Here is a 25,938-nt window from a genome sequence, read left to right on the forward strand (position 1 = left end):
TCTTACTGCTTAGATGGATGGCGAAACGGTTTACTTGTTCTTGAACTCCTTGGCGGGCTTGTCGCGGTTCTTATCGAGGAACCAAGCCATGCCGTACTTCTGATCCTCGGTAGCGAAGCACTGGCCGAAGACGTTGCCTTCAAACTTCAGGGCGGAGTTCAGATCGGTCTGCATGCCGACGTTAACGGCTTCCTTGACCAGCGAAACAGCGATCGGCGCCTGCGCGGCGATCTCTTCCGCCAGCTTGACGGCTTCGTCCAGCAGGTTTTCAAGCGGGTATACGTAATTGACAAGGCCCATTGCCAGCGCGTCCTGCGCGGTGTAATTGCCGCGGGCGGTGTAGAGCATTTCCTTTGCCTTGCCAAGGCCCACGATGCGGGCCAGACGCTGCGTGCCGCCGCAGCCCGGGGTGATGCCGAGGCCGACTTCGGGCTGGCCGAACGCGGCGTTCTCGGAAGCGAGGCGGATGTCGCAGGCCATGGCGAGCTCGCAGCCGCCGCCCAGACAGAAGCCGTTAATCGCGGCGATGACCGGACGCTTGAAGTTTTCGATCATCCAGCAAACGCGGTTGGATTCGTTGCCGAAGAACTTGCCTTCCTCAACGGTCTTGGTGGACATCTCGGCGATGTCCGCGCCGGCCACAAAGGAGTTGACGGTCTTGCCCTTCTTGTTGACGGTGGAGGAACCGGTCAGAACGACGGCGTAAACGTCGTCCATCTTTGCGACTTCACCGAACGCCTCTTCGAGCTGCGCATACATGTCGGTGGAGAGCGCGTTCATAGCCTGCATGTGCTCGATCTTAACGATCGCTACATGACCCTTTTTTTCGATCACTACATCGGTCATTTCCAAATACACCTCTTGTTAATTAGTAATTAGGAATTAGTAATTAGAAATTACGAACGCCTAATCATTTACGATATGGATATGTTTGATACCAGAAACGAATGGGGGCGGAGCGCTGATTTGAACCGGCACTCCGCATGGTTTGCCTCCAATAATTACTAACTACTAATTACTAATTTGCAGACAGTTTTCCCATTTCGTTCTTCTAAAAGAATTACTTGCAGAGCTCGTCGCGCTCGACGATGATGGCTTCGCCCATGCCGCCGCCGATGCACATGGTGGCAAGGCCGATGGTCAGGTCGCGCTTGATCATTTCGTAGATCAGCGTGGTGGTGATGCGGCAGCCTGCCGCGCCGATCGGGTGGCCCAGCGCGATCGCGCCGCCGTTTACGTTGACCTTCTCCATATCGAAGCCCAGCTCGCGGTTAACGGCGGCAGCCTGCGCGGCAAACGCCTCGTTGGACTCGATCAGGTCGAGGTCGGCAACGGTCAGGCCGGCGCGGGACAGCGCCTGACGGGTGGACTCGATCGGGCCGATGCCCATGATGGACGGATCGCAGCCGACGGAGCCGAACGAACGGACCTTAGCCAGCGGCTTCAGGCCGTTTGCCTTGACGTAATCCTCGGAAGCGATGATCATCGCGGCGCCAGCGTCGTTGATGCCGGAGGCGTTGCCCGCGGTAACCGTGCCGCCGTCCTTCTTGAAGGCGGGGCGCAGCTTGGCCAGACCCTCGAGCGTGGTCTGCGGACGGCAGTGCTCGTCGGTGTCGAATACGACCTCGGTCTTCTTCTGCTTGACGGTGATCGGAACGATCTCGTCCTTGAAGCGGCCGGTCTCGATGGCCTTGGCGGCCTTCATCTGGGAATCGTAGCCGATCTGATCCTGCATCTCGCGGGTGATGCCGTACTTCTCGGCAACGTTTTCCGCGGTGATGCCCATGTGGTACTGGTTAAATACGTCGAACACGCCGTCGTAAACCATCATGTCCACGAACTTGACGTCGTTCATACGAGCGCCCCAGCGCATGTTGCGGGAGATGTACGGCGCGCCGGACATGGATTCGCAGCCGCCGACCAGCATCAGCTGGTTTTCGCCGGAACGGATGACCTGAGCGCCCAGCGAGATCGCGCGCATGGAGGATGCGCAGACCTTGTTCAGCGTCATAGCCGGGGTGGTGAGGGGCAGGCCCGCGCCCACCATAACCTGACGGGCTACGTTCTGGCCCACGCCGCCCTGCAATACCTGACCGAACAGGACTTCGTTGATCGCGGCCTTGTCTACGCCGGCGCGCTCGATGGCGGCGTTAGCGGCGGCAATACCGAGCTGAGCGGCGGGCACGTCGCGCAGAGCGCCGCCATAGGTGCCGATCGCGGTGCGGGCGGCAGAACAGATGTAAACGTTCATTGATGGTTTCTCCTTTTCTTCTCTCATACGGGCGCCGGAGGGTGACCGGCGCGTTTTAAACATATGGAAATGGGTCACATCGTTAATATTTTATCAAATTATTTTCAATTTGCAAGGGGTTTTGAAAAAGTATGTGAAAAGATTAACAACATACCCATAACCTTCACAGAATAGATGCAAGATAGGCCAGCAATACGAGCGGCTTTTACTCGTGCTTCAAGCCCATCAGCTCATCCTTGAAGATGCGCTCGTCCATGGTCTTCAGATCGTCGGCGATCTTGGGGACGAACTCCATCTGGTCGAGGATCTGGGTTTTCAGATCGATGCCGGGCGCGATTTCTACCAGCGTGACGCCTTCATGGCGCAGCTCGAACACGCAGCGCTCGGTGATGTACAGAACGGGCTGGTGCACCTTGTTGGCGTAATCGCCGGAGAAGGTGATGTGCTCGACCGAATTAACAAACTTCTTCTTCGCGCCCTCCTGCGTGATGACGAGCTTGCCGTCGACACAGTCGGTCTTGAGGCCCTTGGCCGTGAAGGTACCGCAGTAAACGACCTTCTTGGCGTTTTGGGTGATATCGATGAAGCCGCCGGCGCCGGCCAGACGGGTGCCGAACTTGGAAACGTTCAGGTCGCCGTTGGGCGCGGTCTCCGCAAGGCCGAGGAACGCAACGTCAAGGCCGCCGCCCTGATAGAAGTCGAACTGTACGTTGTGCGGGATGATGCACATCGCGTTCGCCGCGGCGCCGAACTGGGTACCGCCGTAGGGAACGCCCGCGATGGAGCCTGCCTCCACGGTCAGCGTCATGTTATCGGAAATGCCTTCTTCTGCGGCGACGTTGGCGATCTTTTCAGGCGCGCCGGTGCCGAGGTTGACGATCGCGTCCTTGGGCAGCTCCATGGCGGCGCGGCGGGCGATGATCTTCTTCGCGTCCATCGGGATGGGCGGAATCGCGTCCACGGGGATGCGGAACTCGCCGGTCAGCGCGCCGTCATACGGCATGCCGAGGCACTGCATGTTCTCTTCGTCCGAACCGACGACGACGGAATCGACGTAGATGCCGGGAATCGCCACGAGCTTGGGATCGAGCGTGCCGCCCTGCACGATCTTTTCGACCTGCACGATGACCTTGCCGCCCGAGTTCTTGCACGCCTGCGCCATCGCGGTGACGTCCAGCGGGCCGATCTCTCTATGTACGGTGCAGTTGCCGTATTCGTCGCAGTAGGAGCCGCGCAGGAACACGACGTTGATCGGGAAGCCCTTGTACAGCAGGCGCTCCTCGCCCTCGATGTTGACGATCTTGACGAGGTCCTCGGTGGTGCAGTCGTTGAGCTTGCCGCCGCCGTTGCGGGGATCGGCAAAGGTGTACAGGCCGACGTGGGTGATGGTGCCGATGTTGTGGGCGGCGATATCGCGGTACATATGCGAGATAACGCCCTGCGGCAGGTTGTAGGCTTCGATCTTGTTCGCAAGCGCCAGATCGCCCAGCTTGGGCGCGCGGTCCCAGTGGCCGCCGATGACGCGCTTTACCATGCCTTCATGGCCGTAGTGGTCGCCGCCGGTGCCGTCGCGGTGGCCCTGACCGGCCGCAAAGAACAGGGTCAGGTTGCTGGGGTGTCCGGTCTCCAAAAAGCGCTTTTCCAGCGCGCCGGAGAGGGCCTCCGGGCAGGCGCAGCTTACAAAGCCGCCGGTGGCGATGGTATCGCCGTCCTGTACCTTCAGGGCGGCTTCCTCCGCTGTGATGATGCTTACTTTCTTCATCTTTATCATCCTCCTCTTTTGTCAGACGGAATCTGCTTTATTTGTTCTATGACAGCCGGGACGTCGGCCGCGTTTTCGATGAGCAAACGCCGGTCGGCGTCTATTTCCTCATAGCGGTATTCGCAGCCGGTGCAGCCCCGGATGATCAGCAGTACGTCGTAATGTACGCCGTCCCTCGGCAGTTCAAAGACGGCGGCTTGAGATAGGGAGGTGCGCACGGCGTCATAGGCCTTGCCGCGGTCATACCGCGGGTTGCAGCCGCCGCAGAATTTTACGGTGCAGCGCAGCATGGCGCCAATTTCCCCCTTTTACAGTGGTTTCAGTATGGAAAACAGCCGGTTCGCCGCCTTCCACACCGCCCCCACTGTCGTGTAACTGCAAACATAGGCACCCACAGAAGAGCTCCATGAGTGCCTATGGGGTAGGGCCGTGTTCATCAGACGGCCCTGCAGGAAGATCAGTCGATACGAGCGATCTTCTTCGCCAGTTCCTTCTTCATTTCGAGGTTGGACTGACGGGCAATCATGATGCGCTGTGCCTGCGGCGAGCCGGCGCCGTGCATGGACTCGGGCAGGTAGCCGACAGCGGCGGTGCCCATGGTCATGTTTTCGATCAGGCGCAGTACGCGCATGCGGTCCTCGGTCGGAACGGAGGCGACGCCGCGGCAATACTTATCGATGTAGTCATGCAGCTTGGGGTTGCGGTAGTCCGCCTCGGAGGGCAGGGTAACCATCAGGCCGCCCGCCAGATCCTGCGCCAGACGCGCGATCTCGTACGGGAAACGCGTGACGTTCTGCTTGCAGACGTTGGCCAGCAGCAGATCGATCAGGTAGTTGCCGGACTTGGTCTTGGTGCCCTGAGAAGAGCACGCGATACCGCAGCAGTACAGCGTTTCGTTCAGGTGGGTCATTTCGATCAGCTTATCCTTGACGTGGCTGGCCTTGGCGGAACCCGCCATGTCGCCCGCCAGCGCGGTAGCGCCGATCAGCACGTCGCCCACGCCGACCTTGCAGCCGCCGTAGGACTGACGGTGGTAGCCCGCGAAGCGCTCGACGATCATGCCGGCGAACTTGATCTCGCCGTTGAGGAAGATGCGATCGTTCGGTACGAATACGTGGTCGAAGATAACGAGCACTTCGTGGCCGCCGTATACCTTGTTGCCCACGTCGATGTCGTTATACTCCTCGATCTTGCGGGTGTCGCAGGACTGGCGGCCGTAGATCAGCGTGATGCCGTCGGAATCGGTCGGGATCGCAAAGGAGATCGCGTAGTCCTCGTCGCCCTCGCGCATGGCGATGGTGGGCATAACGAGCACTTCGTGGGAGTTGATGTAACCGGTCTGGTGCGCCTTCGCGCCGGTGACGTACACGCCGTCGGCGGTGCGCTCTACCACGTGCAGGAACAGGTCGGGATCGGCCTGCTGCGAGGGGGACAGGCTGCGGTCGCCCTTGACGTCGGTCATCGCGCCGTCAACGCCCAGATCCTCGTCCTGTACGCGGGTCAGGAACTTCACAAAATTCTCATGGTACTTGGTGCCGCAGGCCTCATCGATCTCGAAGGTGGAGGAGTAAACGGCGTTCATGGCGTCCATGCCCACGCAGCGCTGGAAGCAGGCCGCGGTCTTCTGACCGAGCAGGCGCTGCATCTTCACCTTTTTAACCAGATCGTCGGTGGACTGGTGCATGTGGGTGAAGCGGTTGATCTTGTGGCCGGTCAGGTGGCTGGTGGCGGTCATTAGATCTTCGTACTGCGGGTCCTCGGCCAGCTCATAGGTGGCGGCAAAGGAATTGAGCGAGGGACGCATGATCGGGTTCTCGGTCGGGTTCTCAACCTTTTCGCCAAAAACGTACAGGTTAAAGTTGAGCTTCTTCAGAGACTCGATATACTGGTCTTTCGTCATCATAATATATCAATATCCTTTCTCTTTTCGTTCCGCGCCGCTTGGCGCGGAAATCCGGAGGAACAAATATAATGCGCCGTTAGGCCTTGTTTAAAAGATAGGGGGCATTTTTTGGATGCCCCCTATGCGTTTTTTAGAAGCACTCGCGGTAAACGCGCTCCATCAGCTCCTTGGTCATCGGGACGTAGGAGTTGGTGATCAGGCGCTGCTGGTTGATCATGACGGATTCCGGGAAATCCTTGATGTCGGATTCCTTGAAGCCGTACTCATGCAGCGGCTTGAGCGGCAGAACCTTCTCAAGCAGAGCGTTCAGGGTCGGGATAGCGTCCTTGGCGTCGCAGCCCAGAATGCGGCCGACCAGCTTCTTGAAGTTCATCAGTTCGCCTTCCGGCTTGATCTCGTCGTAGATTTCGAGGATCTTGCCGAACAGGGCGTAGTTGGATTCGCCGTGCGGTACGTGGTAGGTGCCGCCGAGCGGGAAGGACATGCCGTGCACGGTGGCGCAGCCGGCCTTCAGGAACGCAACGCCGGCGTACAGCGAAGCGGTAACATACTCGTCAAGGTAGTCGAGGCGGGCGTCGGGGCCCTTTTCGCCGATCTGGCGGAAGCCTTCGAGGATCATCTCCATGGCCTTGACGGAGAACACTTCGCTCGTCATGGTCTTGCGCGAGGGCGACAGGTAGGACTCGGTCGCGTGGATCAGCGCGTCGATCGCGGAGGAAGCGAAGGGCTTGTAGGGCAGGGTCTTGAGCAGGTCGGGAATCAGGCAGACCTTGTTCGGGATGATATCGTCGGATACGAGGCCGAGCTTGGTCTCGCCGCCGGTCAGCACGCCGTCCTTCTCGTCCTTGACGATCGCAACGGAAATGTTGGTGACTTCGGAGCCCGTGCCGCAGGTGGTCGGGATGGCGATAACTTCCTTCTCGTGCTCAACCGGGAAGCGCTTGAAGTACAGGTTATGTACGGAATCCGGGCGCTTGCAGCCGAGCAGCTTGCAAAGGTCCATGATGGCGCCGCCGCCGATGGCGATAACGCGGTCGTAGGACTCGTAGGGGATCGCCTCGTACATGGTCTCGATCATTGCCTCGGAAGGCTCGCCGACACCGAACTTCTCCTGGAACACATAGGTGCAGGAAAGGTTGTACTGCTCCATAAAGGGCTTATAGATAAACTCGTTGGTCAGGACGACGTCCCGCTCGCCGAGAGCGAACTCCTGAGCGAACTCACCAAAATTGGCGAACTTGTAAATGGTCGGGGCGATGATGATCTCTCTCTTGTCCTTCATCAGGGATGCGCTGAAAGAATCCATAGCCATGTTGAACATCTCCATTCATTTAGAATAATTTTTTTTATAAAAGGCCGTGCGGCTTTTTATTTCGTTTTCACGGGGGTTTCCCCTTGCGCTCTTATTGTATCAAAGATGTGCCAAGACTTCAACAGGATTGAACAAAAAAGTCACCAAAATTTAACCACGGTTCACTGTACAATTAGTCAATGAAAGGTCATACTTTCATGCCCGCGTGACTATTCTATCGCATTTTTTGGGATTTGTAAACCGCCGCTTCGGTAAATGTGCCGAAAAGTTTTTAGCGATATTTCCGATGTTTAGCTGTTTTGCGAATACCGTGACAGAAAAGCGCGGGTTCGTTCGTTCTGTGTATTGCCAAAAACGTCCTCCGGCCGGCCCTCCTCCACGATCAGGCCCTCGTCCATAAACACCACGTGGTCGGCCACGTCGCGCGCAAATTCCATTTCGTGGGTCACGATGATCATGGTGGTATGCTGATCGGAGAGCTCGCGGATTACGCGCAGCACCTCGCCGGTCAACTCGGGGTCGAGGGCGGAGGTCGGCTCGTCAAAGCAGAGGATGTCCGGGCTCAGGGCGAGCGCGCGGGCGATCGCCACGCGCTGCTGCTGGCCGCCGGATAGCTGATGCGGGTAGTGCGACATGCGGCCCGACAGGCTCATCTGATCGAGCAAACGAATGGCGTTTTGCTCAATTTCCGCGTGGATTTCCTTTTTGTTTTGCTTATAATCGGGGCGCTCCTGCGCGAGAAGCAGGCTGGCCAGCATCACGTTTTCCAGCGCCGTGTACTGCGGAAACAGGTTGAAGGATTGGAACACCATGCCGAAATGCAAACGTTTTTTGCGAATCGCGGCGTCCGATTGGCCCGCGGGGTCGTTCGCGTCAAACAGCGTTTCGCCGTTTACGATGATCTGGCCCGCGTCCGGCGTTTCCAGAAAGTTCAGGCAGCGCAACAGCGTCGTCTTGCCCGAGCCGCTCGATCCGATGATTGCGAGGGCCTGTCCGCGTTCAAGAGAAAAGCTGATATCCTTTAATACATCGGTCGAGCCAAAGCTTTTGTTGATATTTTTTATTTCTAAAATAGGCATATGGGCCCTCCCTTAGCGGAAATAATCGAGTTTTTTCTCCAACCGGCTGAGCAGCACGGTGAGCACGCCGTTAAAGATCAAATAGTATATCGCGGTGAAGAATAACGGCCATATCGCGCCCGAAATGCCCTGCGAGCCCTTCATAAAGGCCTGTCCGGCCCAGATGATCTCTTGCAGCGCGATGATGCGGGCGAGCGAGGTGTCCTTGACCAGCGTGATGATTTCGTTGGACATGGGCGGCACGATGCGCTTGATCATTTGCAGCAGCGTGATGCGAAAGAAAATCTGGCTTCTGGTCATGCCGAGCACCAGCCCGGCTTCCTGCTGGCCCTTGGGCACGCCCTGAATGCCGCCGCGGTAAATTTCGGAAAAATAACAGGCGTAATTGATGATGAAGGCCACGGAGGAGGCGAAGAAACGGCCGCCCTCGCCGCCGCCCCAGATCGGGTTTTTCAGCACCAGACCGGGGAAGTAATAAATAATCAGCAGCTGGATCATCAGGGGCGTGCCGCGGATGATCCACACGAAAACCTTTGTGAGGTAGCGCAGCGGGCGGAAGCCCGACATGGAGCCGAAGGAGATGATGAGACCCAGCGGGATCGCGCCGAGCAGCGTGATGAAAAACAGCTTGAGCGTTTGCAAAAAACCGATATTCAGCGCATGCGTCACGATGGGCAATTGATCGAGAATCGTTTGCATGGGTTCCTCCTGTCTTGTCGTATTTTTGCGGGACGTGGAAAAAGGGCGCGTTGCAAAATCAGTTGCAGCGCGCCTTTGCTCGTAATTGTCATCCAGAGCGAAGCGTAAGGAGCGCGCGCGGACGCGCGGCCCTTATTGCAACGCTTTCTGTAGTCGATCCGTCTTTACTGCTCGATGAGCATCGCCTGTACGCTGTAGGTCTCGGCGGTTTTCTGGATGCTGCCGTCCGCGTAGCTGGCGGCGAAGAAATCGTTCAGCGCGGCGGCAAGGTCGCTGCCCTTGCGGAAGCCCACGCCGTACTCTTCGCTGTTCAGGCCCACGGTATAAGTAAGGTTGGCATAGCTCGTGCCTTCGCCCACCATCGCGGCGGCCATCAGGGAGTCGATCACGGCGGCGTCCGAGGTGCCGGCGGCAACCTCCATCAGCGCGTCGGCCTGCGCGGTAACGGGCGTGTAGTTGTAGCCCAGCGCGCTGACCTCGGCCTCGCCCGCGGAACCGGATTCCACGGCAAAGTTCAGATCCTTGCAGCTTTCCACGGTCTGGTACTGATCGGCCTTGTCCGCGGGAACGACCACAACCTGCGCGTTGTTGCAGTAGGGCTTGGAGCATTCCATGCTGCTGGTGACTTCGTCCGTCAGCGTCATGCCGTTCCAGACACAGTCGATGGTCTTGCCTTCCAGCTCCATGATCTTATTGTCCCAGTTGATCTCGCTGAACTCTACCTTAACGCCAAGGCTCTCGGCAAAGGCGGTTGCCATGTCGGCGTCAAAACCGATCCAGTTGCCGCTGTCGTCCTTGTAGTCCATCGGCTTAAAGTCGGTGATGCCGACAACGAGCGTGCCCTTGTCTTTAATGTAAGCGAGATCGCTGTCGGCCGCGGTAGTGTCCTCCGGCTGGCCCGCGTCCGGCGCAGTGGCGTCCTCGGCGGGCTTGGAGCCGCAGCCGGCGAGCAGGGTCGCGCACATCGTGCCCGCGAGCAGCAGGCTCAGAAATTTCTTGGTCTTCATAAAGTCCTCCTATTGATGTTTTCCGTAAAAGTCATTTATCATTGTACCACTTTACCGGAGAAAATCAAGCCTTTTCTGCATTTTGACGCTTTTATGCGTCCGGCTCAAGAACCCCCGCGCCGCAGCGCGCGATCAAATGGAAAATTGAAGCGAAGCTTTAATTTGACAAAAAAGCGGGAGCGTGTATCTCGCTTTTTTAACAAACCGGCGGAGAAGTGTGTCCCAAAGGGCGCGCGCCGGAGCCGGAATGCTCGATCGCAAGCGTGGTTGCGATCGAAGGCTGGAGAAAATCAAGCCTTTTCTGCATTTTGACGCTTTTATGCGTCTGTCCGCAAGATATCCGCTTGACCGTGCAGGGGGAGCGAGTATAATAAGTAGCACATGGATTGTTAAATAAAAAACGAGGAGGCTTTTTTGCATGGACTATAAGCAAATGTACCAGAACAAACTGACCACAGCGGCCGAGGCCGCGCGGGTCGTCAAGTCGGGCGATTGGGTCGATTACGGCTGGTGCACGGGTACGCCGGTAGCGCTGGACAAGGCGCTGGCCGCGCGTATGGACGAACTGAGCGATATCAATTTTCACGGCGGTATTTTAATGTGGCAGCCCGAGGTGTTCAAGATCCCGCACGTGGAGGACAAGATCACGTGGAACTCTTGGCACATGGGCGGCATCGAGCGCAAGGCCTGCACGGCGGGCTTCGGCTACTATGCCGCGCTGCGCTATTCCGAGCTGCCGCGCTGGTACCGCGAAAACGTGCGGCATAACGATGTGGTCATGATCCAAGTCGCCCCGATGGACGATCACGGCTATTTCAGCTTTGGCCCGAACGCCTCCCATTTAAAGGCCGTATGCGAAATATCCGATACCGTCATCGTCGAGGTCAACCGGAACATGCCGCGCTGTTTGGGCGGTTTTGAGGAAGCGGTGCACATCACGGATGTCGATATGATCGTCGAGGGCGAAAACCCGCCGATCGCCGAAATGGGCGCGGGCGGCGCGCCGACCGACGTCGACCGCAAGGTGGCCGAGCTGATCGTGGAGGAAATCCCGAACGGCGCGTGCTTGCAGCTGGGTATCGGCGGCATGCCGAATACCGTCGGTTCGATGATCGCCGAATCCGATCTTAAGGATCTGGGCGTACATACCGAGATGTATGTGGACGCGTTTGTGGATATCGCGAAGGCGGGCAAGATCAACGGCTCGCAAAAGTCGATCGACAAGGGCCGTCAGGTGTTCGCCTTCGGCGCGGGCACCAAGAAGCTTTACGACTATGTCAATAACAATCCCCAGTGCATGGCGGCGCCGGTGTCCTATACCAACGATTCGCGCGTCATTTCGCAGATCGATAACTTTATTTCCATCAACAACGCGGTGGACGTCGACCTGTTCGGTCAGGTCAACGCGGAGACCGCGGGCGTCAAGCAGATCTCCGGCGCGGGCGGCCAGCTCGATTTTGTGCTGGGCGCGTACCTGTCCGAGGGCGGCAAGAGCTTTATTTGCTGTTCCTCTACCTTTCAGCAAAAGGACGGTTCGCTGGCCAGCCGTATCCGCCCGACGCTGGCGGACGGCTCGGTCGTCACGGACGCGCGCCCCTGCGTGCACTGGTTCGTCACCGAGTACGGCAAGGTCAATTTAAAGGGCCTGTCCTCCTGGCAGCGCGCCGAAGCGCTCATTTCGGTCGCGCACCCGGATTTCCGCGAGCAGCTCATTCAGGACGCGGAAAAAATGCGCATCTGGAAGCGTTCCAATAAGCGGTAAACTGATTTAATACGAAAGGAGCTGCGACGAAACGAGTTTCGTCGCAGCTCCGGTGTTTTGGAGGCTCACTGTGCTCGCAATATCATGCGCGGCAGTAGCCGCGAGAGAAACTTTGCGCCGCCCTTTTGTGATACAACCCATTTGCCATGGTACCGTACCGGGAGCCAAGGGACTGACGTGGACGGGCGCTCCGCTCGGCCGGACCGGCCTGTTTCACGCGCCCACGTTTGCTGGCGCTTCGTTTTCGGCGGGCTGGGTCAGCCCGCCCTACCCGATAGGCGGGCGGCTCGCCTTTCAGTGTATAATTTGTAGCATGTAGATGGAGGATTACACAAATGGGTATGGCAAAGAAAATCAGAACGGTGCTGTTGGAGCGGGATATGACGATTAAGGAGCTTGCCACAAGGATTGGGACGAATGGAAACAACCTGAGCAATAAGCTGGCACGTGATAATTTTTCTGAAAAAGAGCTTCGCGAGATCGCGGCAGCGTTAGACTGTGATTATGATGGGATTTTTACGCTGAAAGATAGCGGAAAGACGATATAAAGCGATGCGGGGGCTGCGACGAAACGAGTTTCGTCGCAGCCCCCTTATGAATTCCTCCTCTTTTCTTGGCGCTTCGTTTTCGGCAAGCCGCGCGGCCTTTTACACAATACTGGCATTACGAAAAATGCACGAACTGGCGTTTTACAAGGGGCCAAATGCGCGCTAGAATGGAGACAGTAAAAAAACACGAAAAGAGGGTGATTGGTGTGCAATCCCAAAAGACGAAGCGAATCGTGCAGGCGGCGCTGCTCGCGGCGCTTACCACAGTGGCCACCATGGTGATCCGTATCCCGACGCCGACGCTGGGCTACATCCATCTGGGCGACGGCATGGTGCTGCTGTGCGGCATCCTGCTCGGCCCCGGTGTGGGCGCGGCTGCCGCGGGCATCGGTTCCATGCTGGCCGATCTGTTTTCCGGCTATATGGCTTGGGTGCCGGGCACGCTCGCCATCAAGGCGGCCACCGCCTTTGTGGGCGGCCTGCTGTACCATCGTGTGGCGCGGCGCGCGGCCCATACGCCGGTGCGCACGGTGCTCGCCGGTATCCCGGCGGAGGTGCTGATGGTGTTCGGCTACTTTGTGTACGAGATCGGCCTGTCCGTCGTTTCCGGGAGCGGCTTTGCCGCGGCGGCGACGGCGTCGGCAGCGGGTATCCCGTTCAATCTGGTGCAGGGCGCGGCGGGCGTGATTCTATCCGCGGTACTGCTGCCCGTGCTTTCCCACGCCAGCGGCGACATGGCCGAAAGGATCAAAACCTGAGCGCATCACATAACCAAAAGAGCCGGTACGCAGGAATTTCACCTGCGTACCGGCTCTTTTTCAGCTAAAACTTAAATAGATTTGCGGGTCTACCTTCTCATCGTCCACGATGGTTTCAAAGTGTACGTGGGGGCCGGTCGAGTTGCCGGTGTTGCCGGACAGGGCGATCCGGTCGCCCTTGGCCACCACGTCGCCCACGCTGACAAGCAGCTCGGAGTTGTGGCCGTACAGCGTTTTCATGCCGTTGCCGTGGTCAAGAATGATATAGTTGCCGTAGCCGTCGCCCGAGCATTCCGCGAGGATGACCTTGCCGTTGTCCGCCGCGTAAACGGGCGAGCCTTCGGGGGTGGCAAGGTCCACGCCCGAATGCAGGCGGCCCCAGCGCCATTTGAAGGCGGAGGTAAAGGTATAGCTGGTCAGCGGGTAATCGAGCGTGCCCGTGCCGATGCCGACGTTCTTGGTGCCCACCTCGACGATCTCGTTCGTCGCTTGACTCAGTACGGTGCGTTCCAGTATGGTGCGGCCGTGCTCCTGACCGTCCACCGTGGTGATCTCGGCGGTGACGACGGCCTCGCCCTCGTGGCCGGGTTGCAGGGTCGCCTGATAGGTCTGGTCGCGTTCATCGTTTTCGCGGGTGATGGTCTCGTAGGGGATTTGCTCGGTATAGGTGACGTTTCGCGTCGCGGTCACGTCCAGCCGGGGGGAGAGGTACTCGTACAGCTCGCCGAAGTCCGAGGTGTATTCCACCGGCGCGATCACGTTTTGCACATGCACGGCCTGCATGAACTGCGCGCCGTCGTCCGAAGCGGTGGTGTACTTGGCCTTGATGCGGTCAAGCAGCGTCTGCGCGTCCTCCGCCGTGCGGCATACGCCCGCCTGCTCGCCGTCCACGGTAATGACGGCCAGCGTGTCCAGATCGGGCGTGGCCTCCACCAGCGCGGACTTGAGGCCGTCGGATGTAAGGAAACGGCTTTCCGGCGCGCGGGTTTCGGTGCAGTTGATCGAAATAGGAAGGGTGTAGCCGTCGCCCGCGAGTATCTTTGCGTCTGATTCGATCTCGGCAACGGCGGCGGTGAGCTCGTCCGCATTTTCAACCACGCCGAGCGGGCGGCCGTCCACGGAGACCATCGCGCCCGAGCGGGTCAGCATTGCGCCCGGCAGTAAAAAGAACGGCAGGAAAGCGCAGATCGCGCAGGCCGAGCGGCGGCGGCGCAGCGCGCCGAGCAGGCCGCCGATCCGGCGCCATACCGGCAGGCTGCAAATTCGGTCGATCAGCGCGTCCAGCAGCAGCACGGCGCGCATCATCACATACAGCAGGCCGGAAAGCAGGCCGCCTAAAATAGAAAACAGATTTCGCATGTTCGTTCGCACAGAAGAGCCGCTTGGGAAACGCTCTTCCGTGTTCCTCCTTTCAGTATCCAATGTTACAAATTGGTAACAATGGATAGGATAGGAGATTTGCGGAGCGAAGTCATACGAAATCTGTCGAGCAGATCGCGTTTTTTATTTTTCTGGTTTCTTGCCGGTAAAATCGGTGGGGAAAAAGCGCGGATCGAGCGGTTTATTCTGATAATATCTGCTGAGTACCGCGCGCTGGAGCGAAACGGCGAGCGGAACAGCCGCGTCGAACAGGTCAAAGAAGGATTCCGTGCGTTCGACGCCGTTCGACAGCCACGGGCGGTGCTCCATGTTCGCGCAGTCCGCCGCGCCCGGTTCGTTCGGCCGGATCAGCGAGGAGGCGAGCCCCGCCTTGCCGCACATGCGTTCGAGCGCTTGCAGGTGGCCGCGGGCATGGCTGCCGCTGTGCGCCAAGTGGAGCACGCGGCGCATATCGTGCAGCGAGCGATAGACGGCGGCGGGCGACAGGCGCGCGCCGTAGGCGGTTTTGCAAGCGTTCGCCAGCACGCGGGAAAACACGGTGCATTCGGCGGCGTTCGGGTCAAGCAGGCGGTACGCCTCGAATCCGGCCGGTTCGCACGAAATATACTCGGAGATCATGGTGGCGTCCAGATCGGACCAGACCAGACCCAGCCGCGCTGCGGCGGAGTAGCCCGGCATATAAAGATGCAGCCGGTCGGCCGAGGCTTCGATCAGCGCGTGCGTCACGCGGTCGAGCGCGTAGTGCGTGCAGAAGCCGAACACATAGGACAGCGCCGCGATATCGTGCTGCTGCTGCGCGGCGGCGCACAGCGCTTCAAACAGGGCGGCGGGCGGTTCGTCGTGGATGCGGCGCGCCAGCGCGGAGATCGGGCCGGGGAACGGCGCGTGATAATAATAAAGCGGATCAGGGCCCTGCGCGCCCCAGCGATAGGCGGCGGGATAAAGCGCGGCCGTGTGCGCGGCCGCGTCCCCGGTCACACGCTGCACGGTCGTGGCGAATATATGATGGGTGACATAGTAGGGCATAACACAACCACCTTGTTTTAATTAGTAGCTCATCGGTCAGTTAGGAGTGAGGAGGTAGGAAGTAGGAGGTGATCGTGGCCGCCGTAGGCGGCAATAAAAATATCGCGCTTTGCGCGATACCGCAACTCCTCACTCCTCACTTCTAATTCCTCACTTGATTATACGCCAAATCGTTGCAAAAAGCCAGAAAAAGCAGTATACTATTTTCAGCCAAAAAAACAGGGGGATCGGTTCCTCCTGAACAGACGCAGGAGGAAAACAGATATGAAACTCGGCATCGTCGGTCTGCCCAATGTGGGCAAGTCAACGCTGTTCAACGCGATTACCCAAGCGGGCGCGGAAAGCGCCAATTACCCGTTTTGCACCATCGATCCCAACGTCGGCATGGTCGCCGTGCCGGACGAACGGCTCGCCAAGCTGACCGAGCTGTACCACGCGAAAAAGACCACCCCGGCGGTGGTGGAATTTGTCGATATCGCGGGCCTTGTGCGCGGCGCGTCCAAGGGCGAGGGTCTGGGCAACAAGTTCCTCAGCCATATCCGCGAGGTAGACGCGATCGTTCATGTGGTGCGCTGCTTTGAAAATGAAAATATCGTGCATGTGGAAGGCTCTGTCGATCCCGCGCGCGATATCGAAACGATCAATCTGGAATTGGTACTTGCCGATATCGAGCATTTGGAGCGCCGCTTGGACCGCACGCGCAAGGCCGCCAAGGCGGATAAAAAGCTGCAAAAGGACGTGGACGTCCTCGAACAGATCAAGGCCCATCTGGAAGAGGGCAAGACCGCGCGCACCTTCCCCGGCTTTGAGGACGACGAGGACGTGCGGCGCGTCATGGAGGAAAGCGACCTGCTTTCCTCCAAAAAGGTGATCTACGCCGCCAATATGGACGAGGCCGGCTTTACCGGCGACAAGACCGAAAACGAGCGCCTTGCCGCCGTGCAGCAGATCGCCGCGAGCGAGGGCGCGATGGTTTTGCCCATTTGTGCCAAGCTGGAAGAGGATATCGCCTCCATGGACGAGGAGGAAAAGGAGATGTTCCTTTCCGAGCTCGGCCTGCACGAATCCGGTTTGGACCGTCTGATCAAGGTCTGCTACGATCTGCTCGGCCTGATGAGCTACCTGACCGCCGGCGAGCCCGAGGTGCGCGCGTGGACGATCAATAAGGGGACCAAGGCCCCGCAGGCGGCGGGCAAGATCCACACCGATTTCGAGCGCGGCTTTATCCGCGCCGAGGTCATCAGCTATGACGATCTGATCGCGCTCGGCTCGCTCGCCGCGGCCCGCGAAAAGGGCCTTGTCCGTTCCGAGGGCAAGGAATACGTCATGCAGGACGGCGACGTCGTGCTGTTCCGTTTCAACGTTTAAATCGCACCCAAAGCGCCTGTTGCAAAGTGAAAGGATAGGCTTGGTTTCTGCCATTCCAAACGAGTGGAAGAATGACGGCCTGCTGTTCTTTTCTTGTGCAGCAGGCTCTTTTTTATGCTTTATGACAAGCGCAATCGGTGGCAGCGGGGCATATGGCCGCATAGAATAGCAGTGTGAAAGGTGGTATTTCTATGGTCATTCATGTTGTCAGGCCGGGGGACTCGCTCTACCGCATTGCGCAAGCGTATGGCGTATCGGTGCAGTACCTCGCCCAACAGAACGAACTGCGCGATCCCAACCGGCTGACCCCGGGGCAGACGATCGTCGTGCCGCAGCCGGCGGAAACATACGTGGTCAAGCGCGGAGACACGCTTGGCGATATCGCGGCCAAACACGGCACGAGCGTTATTTCGCTTTGGCAGAACAATCCGCAGCTTGGCGGCACCGACCGCATCTATCCCGGGCAGACGCTCACCATTGCGTTTGCGGAGCCGAAGCTGGGCACGCTCGCGGTCAACGGCTATGCCTATCCCAATATCGACCAGCGCATCCTGCGGCGCACGCTGCCGTATCTGACTTACTTATCGGTTTTCTCCTATGGGTTTGACGCTTCGGGCCGTATCATCCCGCAAAACGCCGAGCTGCTCACCAAAATGGCAAAGCAGTACGGCGTAAAGCCGCTGCTGGTGCTCACAACGCTGGGGGAGGACGGCCAGTTTTCCGGCGAGCGGGCGCACGCCCTGCTGCGCGATCCCAGAGCGCGCGGCGTGCTGCTGGAAAGTTTGGATCAGGTTTTGGCCAATCAGGGCTTTGCCGGTGTGGATATCGACTTTGAGTATATCCCGCCCGAGGACGACGAAGTATACGCCTCGTTTGTAAATGAAGTGCGCACGCGGCTCGCCCCGCAGGGCATGACGGTCATGGTGGCCCTCGCCCCCAAAACCTCGGCCGAACAGCGCGGCCTGCTGTACGAAGCGCACGATTACCGCGCCCTTGGCGCATCGGCGGACGATGTGCTATTGATGACCTATGAATGGGGCTATGCGTTGTCCGCGCCCATGGCGGTCGCGCCGATTGATAAGGTGGCGCAGGTGGTGTCGTTCGCCACGTCGGTCGTGCCGCCGGATAAAATTTTTATGGGCATTCCGAACTACGGCTATGATTGGACGCTGCCATACGTACAGGGGCGGTCGCGTGCGCGCAGCCTTGGCAATGTGCAGGCGACCGAGCAGGCGATCCAAGTCGGCGCGCCCATTCAGTATGATGAAACGGCGCAGTCGCCGCACTATAACTATTGGCGCGAACGGGCCGAGCACGAGGTCTGGTTCGAGGACGCGCGTTCCATCCGCGCCAAGCTGGCGCTCGCGGGCGAGTTCCGGCTGAGGGGTGTAAGCATTTGGAACATCATGCGGTATTTCCCGCAGCTTTGGCTGGTGCTGAACGAGTTATACAACATCGAAAAGCTGGATTAAATATGGGGAAACCGGCCGGAATATTCCTGTTCCGGCCGGTTTTTGGCGTGTGTTGGGCGAATGGGTGGGTATTTCCATTGCAAAACGGTTACAAAGTGCACTATACTTTGGGTCATGGAGCAAAGGCATCCAGCAGTGCTCCGCAGAAACAACCAAGGAGGTATCTACCATGAAGATGAAGAAGATGATCCCGCTCGCGCTCGCGCTCACCGTTGTCGCGACCAGCTCGGCGGGCGCGGCATACCGCCCGATTACGGTGCGGCCGAACGGACAGCACAGTCAGGTGATCACCAATCTGAAAAATAAGACGCTGCAGGAGTTCTGCGAGAAGTACGGCTTCTCTTTCTGCGGCAGCCAGTGGAACTGCCCGGTGGTTAAGCCGGAGCAGAAGCCGGACGTAAAACCGGACGAGACCCCGGACGTGAAGCCCGAGGAAAAGCCCGACCAGACGCCGGACGTGAAGCCGGAAGAAAAGCCCGACCAGACGCCGGACGTGAAGCCGGAGGAAAAGCCCGACCAGACCCCGGACGTCAAGCCGGAGGAAAAGCCCGACCAGACCCCGGACGTCAAGCCGGAGGAGAAGCCCGACCAGACCCCGGACGTCAAGCCCGAGGAAAAGCCGGACGGCGGCCAGACGCAGGGCAACTACGCCGCCGAGGTCGTACGCCTCGTGAACGCGGAACGCGCCAAGCAGGGCCTTTCGGCGCTGAAGGTATCCACCACCGTGCAGTCTGCGGCGCAGGTCCGCGCGAAGGAGATCAAGCAGTCGTTCTCGCACACGCGGCCGAACGGTTCCTCCTGCTTTACCGCGCTGACGGAGGCGGGCGTTTCCTATCGCGGCGCCGGTGAGAACATTGCATACGGCCAGTCCACGCCGGCGGCGGTCATGAACGCTTGGATGAATTCCGAGGGTCACCGCGCCAACATTATGAACGGCAGCTTTACGACGATCGGCGTAGGCTACACGGTCATTAACGGCACGCCGTACTGGACGCAGATGTTTACATCCTAAAAGAATACCGATGCTAAAATGGGGGAACGCTGCAGCTTTTGCAGCGTCCCCCATTTTGTTTCTACACCGGCTTTTAAAGAGAGGAAGGCGGGTTAGGCGGTAAGCGGGTACTCGGTATCGTTCAGCACGACGGACTGTACGTTTTCCAGTTCAAAGGTCTTGGCAAGCACATAGGTGCCGACGTCGTAGCCTTCGCCGGCCGAGCCGCTGCCTTGACCAAGAACGTACAGCGTGCGGTCTATGCTGTTTTGTTTGTCCTGAATGACCAGCTCCGTGCCGTCCTTCATATGGACCGCGATATAGTCAAGCTCGTCCACCACGCAGTTCATCTCCGGGTCGCCCACGCGCAAGCCGATTTGCGACAGGGTGACGAGTCCGTCGGCGCTCTGGTAATACGGCAGGGGCGTAAATGCGGGCAGTGTGACGGTTAGAAGCGGCGAAGGCCGCGTCATGCCGTCGTCGTCGACCGTGTACTTGCCTTGCTCGCCGACCTCAAGCCGCAGCGAGCCGTCGGACGCGGTATAATTGCCCACGGGAATAAACGCGCCTTCTATATAATAGTCGTTTGGCGTGGAGCGCGCTTCATTTAAATAGAACTTACCGGCGCACCAGTCGGATTGACCGAACCAGACGTCAAATGTCAGCTGGCCGTCCTCGTTCGCCATGCATTCGGCCAGATCACTCCAAACGATGTTGTCTCCCTTATATTGTTCCAGCGTGCCGGTGGTGGAGAACGGCATCACGCCGTCCTTCTTTTTGTTTTCAAGGTGCAGGCTGACCACGCCCGTGCCCGCGCTCTCGTCAAACAGCACGGATTCGACGGAGACGCGGTATGCGTCGTTTTCGTCCACAAGCGCGCCCGGCGCGGGGGTGATGGTATGCCCGTTCAGCAGTTGCTCGTCCGCGCCCTGAAAGAGCAGAGAAAAATGCCGCTGTATCTGCTGCGGCAGGTCGCTGGCCGCGAACGCGGTTCCGCCGATACAGAGGGCGGCCGCCGCGCCGACGGCGATCAGCGTGCGAAACGGTCTGCGCCGCGCGCGCTGCGGCTGTGCGGGCAAGTCTTGCAGGGTCTGCCGCACGCGGCGGTCAAAATCCTCGGTCATTTGGGGCAGGTCGGTATGGTTCATCATGCAAAGCACGCTCCTTCCAAGCTTTCACGCAGCAGCTTCCGCGCGGCGGACAGTCTGCTTTTTATCGTCCCTTCGGGCAGGTCGAGCAGGCGCGCGATCTCGCGCGTTTTAAAGCCCTCCCAATAGTACAGCACCACGGGCAGACGGTATTTTTCCTCCAATGTGCCAAGCGCGGCGTACAGGTCGCTGTGATCGTCCGGCGCGGGGGCGGGTATGGCGGCGGCGAGCGCGGGCTCATACGGCGCTAGGCGCTGCCGCCGGCGCAAAATCGCCGTGCATTCGTTGATTAAAATGCGCGTCAGCCACGTTTTAAAGTATCGGGCGCTCCGCAGCGACGGCAGCTGCTCCCACGCGCGCAGGATCGCCTGCTGCGCCGCGTCGGCGCAGTCCGCCTCGCTTTGCAGCATGGCCTTGGCCACGCGGTAAAGCGTCGGTTCGGCTTCCAGCACCGCGTCGGTAAATGCGGTTTTGTCCATCATGGGCGTTCCGTCCTTTCTGAAAGCTTCAGGCGGCCGCCAAAACTTTGCTTTCATGGATTAGATGGAATAGCGTTGCTTTTGGTTCAGTGTAAAACAAAAAAATCCCTCTGTTGAGCAATGCCATTCAGTTAAAGCATTTCCATATGTCTGTCATCCTGAGCGAAGCGAAGGATCTCGCGCGAACGCGCAATCCTTACCGAAAATCGCGCGTTCGCGCGAGATTCTTCGGACTGTTGGCCTCAGAATGACAATACTAGGAAGCTTAGCTGAATGATATTGCTCTGTCGAGGGATTTTTTTATGTTAGGAGAGAAAAGAAAATGGTTTACTCGGTTACGAGCGGGGTGGAGAGGTAGCGGTCGCCGGTGTCGGGCAGCAGGGCGACGATGGTCTTGCCCGCGTTCTCCGGGCGCTTCGACAGCTCGACGGCGGCGTGCAGCGCCGCGCCGGAGGAAATGCCGACAAACAGGCCTTCGCTGTGGGTAAAGGCGCGCGCGGCCGCAAAGGCTTCCTCGCCCTTGACGCGCACGACCTCGTCGTAAATCTTGGTATCCAGCACGTCCGGTACAAAGCCCGCGCCGATGCCTTGAATCTTATGCGGGCCGCCGCGGCCCTCGGTCAGCACGGGGGATTCGTCCGGCTCGACCGCGATAATCTGAACGTTCGGGTTCTTCTCCTTTAAATAGGAGCCGACGCCCGTAATCGTGCCGCCGGTGCCGATACCCGCGACAAAGATATCGATCTTGCCGCCGGTCTGCTCCCAGATCTCCGGGCCGGTGGTCGCGCGGTGCGCGGCCGGGTTTGCCGGGTTGACGAACTGGCCGGGGATAAAGCTGTTCGGGGTCTCCTTCGCCAGCTCCTCCGCCTTGGCGATCGCGCCGGTCATTCCCTTGGAGCCCTCGGTCAGCACCAGCTCCGCGCCGTAGGCCTTGAGCATGTTGCGGCGCTCCACACTCATGGTTTCGGGCATGGTGAGAATGATCTTGTAGCCGCGCGCGGCCGCTACCGCCGCAAGGCCGATGCCGGTGTTGCCGCTCGTCGGCTCGATAATGGTCGCGCCGGGCTTTAAAGCGCCGCTCGCTTCGGCCTGATCGATCATGGCGTTCGCAACGCGGTCTTTAACGGAGCCCGCCGGGTTAAAATATTCGAGCTTCGCTAGGATTTCGGCCTTTGCGCCGAGCTTTTGGGCCATTTTATCCGCCGCGTAAAGCGGGGTGTTGCCGATCAGTTCGGCAAAGCTTCTTTTAATATCAGACATTGGGTAGTACCGCCTTTCTTGAATTCACCTAATTCATATATGTTTAATATGAATTAAGCATACAACCCTTTCCCGGATTTGTCAAGGGGGAATTTTCAAAAAATAAAAAAGCCCGCGCGGCGGCGTGCCGTGCGGGCAATGAATTTTCACCGTGAAAGGTACCATACAGCGGGATCATCGTCTGTTTGCGTGTCGTTCGGATAATATTTACCACATAGATGAAGCTTCTTTATGCCTCGATCAGTCCCAAATCCATTTTCCAGCGGATGACGCGCAGGGCGGCGGCGCGAATCTGCGACTGGTCCAGCTCGCCCGAAGAGAGGGCGGCCAGCACCGCGCCGTACTGCGTGACAAAATCCGAGGAAATGAGCATATCGTTGCCCGCTTTGACGGCGAGAACCGCGGCGTCCGCGCCGTCGGTATACGCGGTGATCGCATCCATGATTAGGTCGTCGGTCATGGCGACGCCGTCAAACGCAAGCTCGCGTCGCAGCAGCTCATGCACGGCGGGAGAGAGGGAGGCGGGCAGATCGGGGTCAACATTGGTGATGACGTTGTGGCAGACCAGCACCGCGCCCGCGCCCGCCTGAATGCCGCTTGTAAACGGCACGAAATCGCCGTCGCGGAACCCGGCGAGCGGGCGCTCGTCAATCGCGATACCGGTGTGCGTATCGATATTGGAGCCGTAGCCGGGGAAGTGCTTGAGCACCGCGCCCATGTTATCCGCCCGCATTTGGCGCACAACGGTTTTCACATAATCCCCGGTTTCGGCGGCTCCCTGCCCAAAGGAGCGGGCGTTGATGAAATCGCCGGGATCGGTCGAAACGTCGCACACGGGCGCAAGGTTCACATTGACGCCGATCGAGGAAAGCAGCGCGTCCTTTTTCCTTGGTGTCGCTGGTGATCAGCTCCATGCCGCCCTCGCGGTAGAGCGCCTGCGGCGACAGAAACTTGCCCGCGCGGAAATTGGGGTTCGAGCTGACGCGGACCACCGTGCCGCCTTCCTCGTCCACGCCGATCAGCATGGGCGTTTTCACGGCGGCCTGATAGCTTTCTATGGTTTGCTTGACCGAATCGGGCGTTTGCCCTTCAAAATCGCGGCCAAACAGGATGTAGCCGCCGATATTGTATTGCCCCGCGAGCGCGGCGGCTTCGGTTTCCGGGCAGCGCGCAAAAAACATCTGCGCGACCTGCTCCTCGGCGGACAGGCTGTCCACATAGGTTTCCGCCGGGTCGGCCGGCGGCTCGGGGGCGGGCGGGATATCGGCGGTTTGCTGGTTTTCCGCCTGCGGGGGCGTATCCTCTCCGGTCGCGGCGGGCTGGCCGCAGGCGCCGAGGCAAACCAGCGCCAGCGCAAGGCAAAGCAGTCTTTTCTTCATATGGATTCTTCCTCCTAAAACAGTATTTTTATTATAACACGGTGTGCGCCGCCATTGCAAAGCCTATCACATATATGGTAAGATAGGGGACGAATAGGGGGAGAGGGACCTTGGAAACGATAGGCCGGTTTGCGCCCAGCCCGAGCGGGCGCATGCATCTGGGCAATGTGCTGTGCGCGCTGCTCGCGTGGCTGTCGGCGCGCAGGCAGGGCGGCGCGTATCTGCTGCGCATCGAGGATTTGGACACCATGCGCTGCCCGCGCAGCTTTGCGGAGCTCATCATAGACGATCTGCGCTGGCTCGGTCTGGACACGGACGGCGAGGTGCTTTACCAATCCGAACGCACCGCAATATATGAGGAATATGAGGCGATCCTGCGCGAAAAAGGGCTGCTGTACCCGTGCTTTTGCTCGCGCGCCGCGCTGCACGCGGCGTCCGCGCCCCATCTGTCCGATGGGCGCGTGGTATACGCGGGCACCTGCCGTGAACTGACCGAAGCGGAGACTGCGGAAAAACGGAAAACCCGCGCGCCCGCGACCCGTGTGCGCGTGCCTCATGAAACGATCTCGTTTACGGACGGCGTATACGGCCCCTACCGGGAAGCGCTGGCCGAGGAATGCGGCGATTTTATCATTCGCCGGTCGGACGGCGTGTTCGCTTACCAGCTCGCCGTTACCGTGGACGATGCGCTTTCAGGCGTGACCGAGGTGGTGCGCGGAAGCGACCTGCTTTCCTCCGCGCCGCGCCAGATCTGGCTGCACCGGCTGTTCGGCTTTACGCCGCCCGCGTTTGTGCATATCCCGCTGCTGTGCGATCGGGATGGACGGCGGCTGTCCAAGCGGGATGAGGATCTCGACCTCGGCCTGCTGCGGCGGCGCTGCAAGCCCGAGCAGGTGGTGGGCTGGCTGGCCTTTGCCGCTGGGCTGATCGATTCGCCGGAGCCGGTCGCGGCGCGCGAATTGATCGACCATTTTGCGTGGGAGCTCGTGCCGCGGCACGAGCTGCGCTTGCCCGATGTGATAGGCTGAATGAAAGACCGGTGCGCTGCAAAATAAAAGAATGCTCCAAGCCCTTGTCATTCTGAGGAGCGAAGCGACGAAGAATCTCGCGCGAACGCGCGGATTTTACGTGAATTCCGCGCGTTCGCGCGAGATTCTTCACTTCGTTCAGAATGACATATGGAAAATCTTTTATTTTGCAGCGCACCGATTTTTTTTCCCCAAAAAAGAAGCGGAGAGGGTCTGTGCAAACACACAATTCTGTGCTATACTAGAAAAAACGGAGCAAGGCGGGTGAGACCATGGGGAAGAGACCGACGATCCTAATGGTTGCCGAGCGCGCGGGCGTATCGCGCGGCACGGTGGATCGGGTGATTAACGGCCGCGCTTATGTGCGCGGCGACGTGCGGGAACGGGTGATGCAGGCCATGCGGGAGGTCGGCTATGTGCCGCTGCGCATGGACAAGGCACAGGCGCTTGGCATGGTGCCCGCCGCAAGACCGCTGACGCTGGGCGTGCTGCTGCCCGATTGGAGCGGCCACTTTTTAAAAGAGGTGACCATGGGCATCGAGGAGGCGCGCCGCCTGCTCGCGGATTTCGGCGTGCGCATTCTGGTGGACCAGTGCGAGACCGAAATACCGGACGAATGCTTGGAAAAGCTCGACAAGCTGCTCGCCGGGGGCGCGGAGGGCGTGGCCCTGTGCACCAAGGACCACCCGGCCATCCGCGCGCGAATCGACGAGCTGGCCGAACGCGGCGTGCCGGTCGTCACCTTCAATTCCGACGTGCCGATCAGCCGCCGTGTGTGCTTTGTCGGGCAGGATGTGCCGCGCAGCGGCAGAGTCGCGGGCGAATTGATGAGCAAATGCGTGCCGCCCGGCAGCCGGGTGCTGGCCGCCGTGGGCAATTTGGAGTTTGACGGGCACAAGCAGCGGCTGATGGGCTTTTTGGATCAAATGGAGGCGCGCGGCTTTGCCCGTGAACAGATCGAGGTCGTGCAGACCTATAACGATTTTGCCATGAGCTATGAGCGCGTGCGGGGCGCGCTGCGCCGCCTGCCCGATATCGCGGGCGTTTACATGGCCAACCATTCGGTGACCGGCTGCGCCGAAGCCATCCGGGAGGAAGGGCGGCAGGGGCGGATCCGCGTGGTCAGCCACGATGTGACGGGCGGTTCGCGCCGCCTGCTGCGCGACGGCGCGCTGGATTTTGTCATTGCGCAGGATCTGCGGCGGCAGGGCTACCGCCCGCTGACGCTTTTGTACGACCTGCTGCGCCGCGAGGAACAGCCGGGCGAGCTGAGCGAATCGCCGAGCCTGCGCATCGTGTGCTCGCAGAATCTGGATGATAATTGAC

24 protein-coding genes are annotated in these 25,938 nt (G+C 59.4%); 8 read left to right on the forward strand and 16 right to left on the reverse strand.

The window, feature by feature from the left end; translation table 11 throughout:
* Positions 1–30: 30 nt before the first annotated feature.
* The 9 genes from RWV98_RS06135 to RWV98_RS06175 all read right to left on the reverse strand — a co-directional run bounded on the left by RWV98_RS06135 (position 31) and on the right by RWV98_RS06175 (position 10,013).
* On the reverse strand, positions 31–846 hold the full coding sequence (locus RWV98_RS06135; protein ID WP_442872106.1) for an enoyl-CoA hydratase-related protein: 816 nt from the start codon (positions 844–846) through the stop codon (positions 31–33).
* Between the two features lie 214 nt (positions 847–1,060).
* On the reverse strand, positions 1,061–2,251 hold the full coding sequence (locus RWV98_RS06140; protein WP_317864524.1) for an acetyl-CoA C-acetyltransferase: 1,191 nt from the start codon (positions 2,249–2,251) through the stop codon (positions 1,061–1,063).
* A 205-nt stretch (positions 2,252–2,456) separates the two neighbouring features.
* Positions 2,457–4,013 carry an acyl CoA:acetate/3-ketoacid CoA transferase gene (locus RWV98_RS06145; protein ID WP_280960989.1) on the reverse strand — a complete coding sequence of 519 codons (1,557 nt, stop codon included), beginning with the start codon at positions 4,011–4,013 and terminating at the stop codon, positions 2,457–2,459.
* 5 nt (positions 4,014–4,018) lie between these two features.
* Positions 4,019–4,303 (reverse strand): hypothetical protein, encoded by a 285-nt coding sequence (locus RWV98_RS06150; protein WP_280960990.1) that lies wholly within the window; start codon positions 4,301–4,303, stop codon positions 4,019–4,021.
* Between the two features lie 167 nt (positions 4,304–4,470).
* Positions 4,471–5,916 carry a 4-hydroxyphenylacetate 3-hydroxylase family protein gene (locus RWV98_RS06155; protein ID WP_317864528.1) on the reverse strand — a complete coding sequence of 482 codons (1,446 nt, stop codon included), beginning with the start codon at positions 5,914–5,916 and terminating at the stop codon, positions 4,471–4,473.
* A gap of 130 nt (positions 5,917–6,046) precedes the next feature.
* On the reverse strand, positions 6,047–7,228 hold the full coding sequence (locus tag RWV98_RS06160; RefSeq protein ID WP_280960992.1) for a 4-hydroxybutyrate dehydrogenase: 1,182 nt from the start codon (positions 7,226–7,228) through the stop codon (positions 6,047–6,049).
* Positions 7,229–7,518: 290 nt separating this feature from the next.
* Positions 7,519–8,307 carry an amino acid ABC transporter ATP-binding protein gene (locus RWV98_RS06165; protein ID WP_317864530.1) on the reverse strand — a complete coding sequence of 263 codons (789 nt, stop codon included), beginning with the start codon at positions 8,305–8,307 and terminating at the stop codon, positions 7,519–7,521.
* A gap of 12 nt (positions 8,308–8,319) precedes the next feature.
* A complete protein-coding gene (locus RWV98_RS06170) occupies positions 8,320–9,006 on the reverse strand; it encodes an amino acid ABC transporter permease (protein ID WP_317864532.1) in 687 nt (228 codons plus the stop codon).
* Between the two features lie 164 nt (positions 9,007–9,170).
* Positions 9,171–10,013 carry a transporter substrate-binding domain-containing protein gene (locus RWV98_RS06175; RefSeq protein WP_317864534.1) on the reverse strand — a complete coding sequence of 281 codons (843 nt, stop codon included), beginning with the start codon at positions 10,011–10,013 and terminating at the stop codon, positions 9,171–9,173.
* Between the two features lie 418 nt (positions 10,014–10,431).
* Here RWV98_RS06175 and RWV98_RS06180 point away from each other — a divergent pair, with 418 nt between their 5' ends.
* The 3 genes from RWV98_RS06180 to RWV98_RS06190 all read left to right on the forward strand — a co-directional run bounded on the left by RWV98_RS06180 (position 10,432) and on the right by RWV98_RS06190 (position 13,081).
* Positions 10,432–11,775, forward strand: a complete 1,344-nt coding sequence (locus RWV98_RS06180) for a butyryl-CoA:acetate CoA-transferase (protein WP_280960995.1) — start codon at positions 10,432–10,434, stop codon at positions 11,773–11,775.
* Between the two features lie 335 nt (positions 11,776–12,110).
* The gene (locus tag RWV98_RS06185; RefSeq protein ID WP_280960997.1) at positions 12,111–12,323 is read left to right on the forward strand and encodes a helix-turn-helix domain-containing protein; all 213 of its coding nucleotides are present in this window, start codon (positions 12,111–12,113) and stop codon (positions 12,321–12,323) included.
* 206 nt (positions 12,324–12,529) lie between these two features.
* Positions 12,530–13,081 carry an ECF transporter S component gene (locus tag RWV98_RS06190; protein WP_317864537.1) on the forward strand — a complete coding sequence of 184 codons (552 nt, stop codon included), beginning with the start codon at positions 12,530–12,532 and terminating at the stop codon, positions 13,079–13,081.
* Between the two features lie 60 nt (positions 13,082–13,141).
* On the opposite strand, the gene RWV98_RS06195 is transcribed toward RWV98_RS06190, so the two are convergent.
* Positions 13,142–14,452, reverse strand: a complete 1,311-nt coding sequence (locus tag RWV98_RS06195; RefSeq protein WP_317864538.1) for a peptidoglycan DD-metalloendopeptidase family protein — start codon at positions 14,450–14,452, stop codon at positions 13,142–13,144.
* A 132-nt stretch (positions 14,453–14,584) separates the two neighbouring features.
* Positions 14,585–15,487, reverse strand: coding sequence for a hypothetical protein (locus RWV98_RS06200; protein WP_280961000.1), 903 nt, complete (start codon positions 15,485–15,487; stop codon positions 14,585–14,587).
* A 264-nt stretch (positions 15,488–15,751) separates the two neighbouring features.
* Here RWV98_RS06200 and ychF point away from each other — a divergent pair, with 264 nt between their 5' ends.
* The 3 genes from ychF (at position 15,752) to RWV98_RS06215 (ending at position 19,339) form a co-directional block, all read left to right on the forward strand.
* Complete coding sequence (gene ychF / locus RWV98_RS06205) at positions 15,752–16,855, forward strand: redox-regulated ATPase YchF (RefSeq protein ID WP_317864540.1); 1,104 nt, start codon at positions 15,752–15,754, stop codon at positions 16,853–16,855.
* Positions 16,856–17,046: 191 nt separating this feature from the next.
* Positions 17,047–18,327, forward strand: a complete 1,281-nt coding sequence (locus RWV98_RS06210) for a LysM peptidoglycan-binding domain-containing protein (RefSeq protein ID WP_317864541.1) — start codon at positions 17,047–17,049, stop codon at positions 18,325–18,327.
* Between the two features lie 169 nt (positions 18,328–18,496).
* Positions 18,497–19,339, forward strand: coding sequence for a CAP domain-containing protein (locus RWV98_RS06215; protein ID WP_317864543.1), 843 nt, complete (start codon positions 18,497–18,499; stop codon positions 19,337–19,339).
* Positions 19,340–19,431: 92 nt separating this feature from the next.
* On the opposite strand, the gene RWV98_RS06220 is transcribed toward RWV98_RS06215, so the two are convergent.
* The 5 genes from RWV98_RS06220 to RWV98_RS06240 form a co-directional block, all read right to left on the reverse strand.
* A complete protein-coding gene (locus tag RWV98_RS06220; protein WP_317864545.1) occupies positions 19,432–20,469 on the reverse strand; it encodes a hypothetical protein in 1,038 nt (345 codons plus the stop codon).
* Positions 20,466–20,948 carry a sigma-70 family RNA polymerase sigma factor gene (locus RWV98_RS06225; protein WP_317864546.1) on the reverse strand — a complete coding sequence of 161 codons (483 nt, stop codon included), beginning with the start codon at positions 20,946–20,948 and terminating at the stop codon, positions 20,466–20,468. Before RWV98_RS06225 ends, RWV98_RS06220 begins: the two co-directional genes overlap by 4 nt.
* Positions 20,949–21,272: 324 nt before the next feature.
* Positions 21,273–22,205 (reverse strand): cysteine synthase A, encoded by a 933-nt coding sequence (cysK, locus tag RWV98_RS06230; RefSeq protein ID WP_317864548.1) that lies wholly within the window; start codon positions 22,203–22,205, stop codon positions 21,273–21,275.
* A 229-nt stretch (positions 22,206–22,434) separates the two neighbouring features.
* The gene (locus RWV98_RS06235) at positions 22,435–23,040 is read right to left on the reverse strand and encodes a glycoside hydrolase family 3 N-terminal domain-containing protein (RefSeq protein WP_317864550.1); all 606 of its coding nucleotides are present in this window, start codon (positions 23,038–23,040) and stop codon (positions 22,435–22,437) included.
* Complete coding sequence (locus RWV98_RS06240; RefSeq protein ID WP_317864552.1) at positions 22,925–23,584, reverse strand: hypothetical protein; 660 nt, start codon at positions 23,582–23,584, stop codon at positions 22,925–22,927. The genes RWV98_RS06235 and RWV98_RS06240 overlap by 116 nt, the downstream gene beginning before the upstream one ends.
* 110 nt (positions 23,585–23,694) lie before the next feature.
* On the opposite strand from RWV98_RS06240, the gene gluQRS reads away from it, so the two are divergent.
* Together gluQRS and RWV98_RS06250 are read left to right on the forward strand one after the other, a co-directional pair.
* Complete coding sequence (gene gluQRS, locus RWV98_RS06245) at positions 23,695–24,612, forward strand: tRNA glutamyl-Q(34) synthetase GluQRS (protein ID WP_317864554.1); 918 nt, start codon at positions 23,695–23,697, stop codon at positions 24,610–24,612.
* A 272-nt stretch (positions 24,613–24,884) separates the two neighbouring features.
* Positions 24,885–25,937, forward strand: coding sequence for a LacI family DNA-binding transcriptional regulator (locus RWV98_RS06250; RefSeq protein ID WP_317864556.1), 1,053 nt, complete (start codon positions 24,885–24,887; stop codon positions 25,935–25,937).
* The last annotated feature ends 1 nt before the right edge of the window (position 25,938 follow it).

This window comes from Agathobaculum sp. NTUH-O15-33, assembly GCF_033193315.1.
GTDB lineage: Bacteria > Bacillota > Clostridia > Oscillospirales > Butyricicoccaceae > Agathobaculum > Agathobaculum faecihominis_A.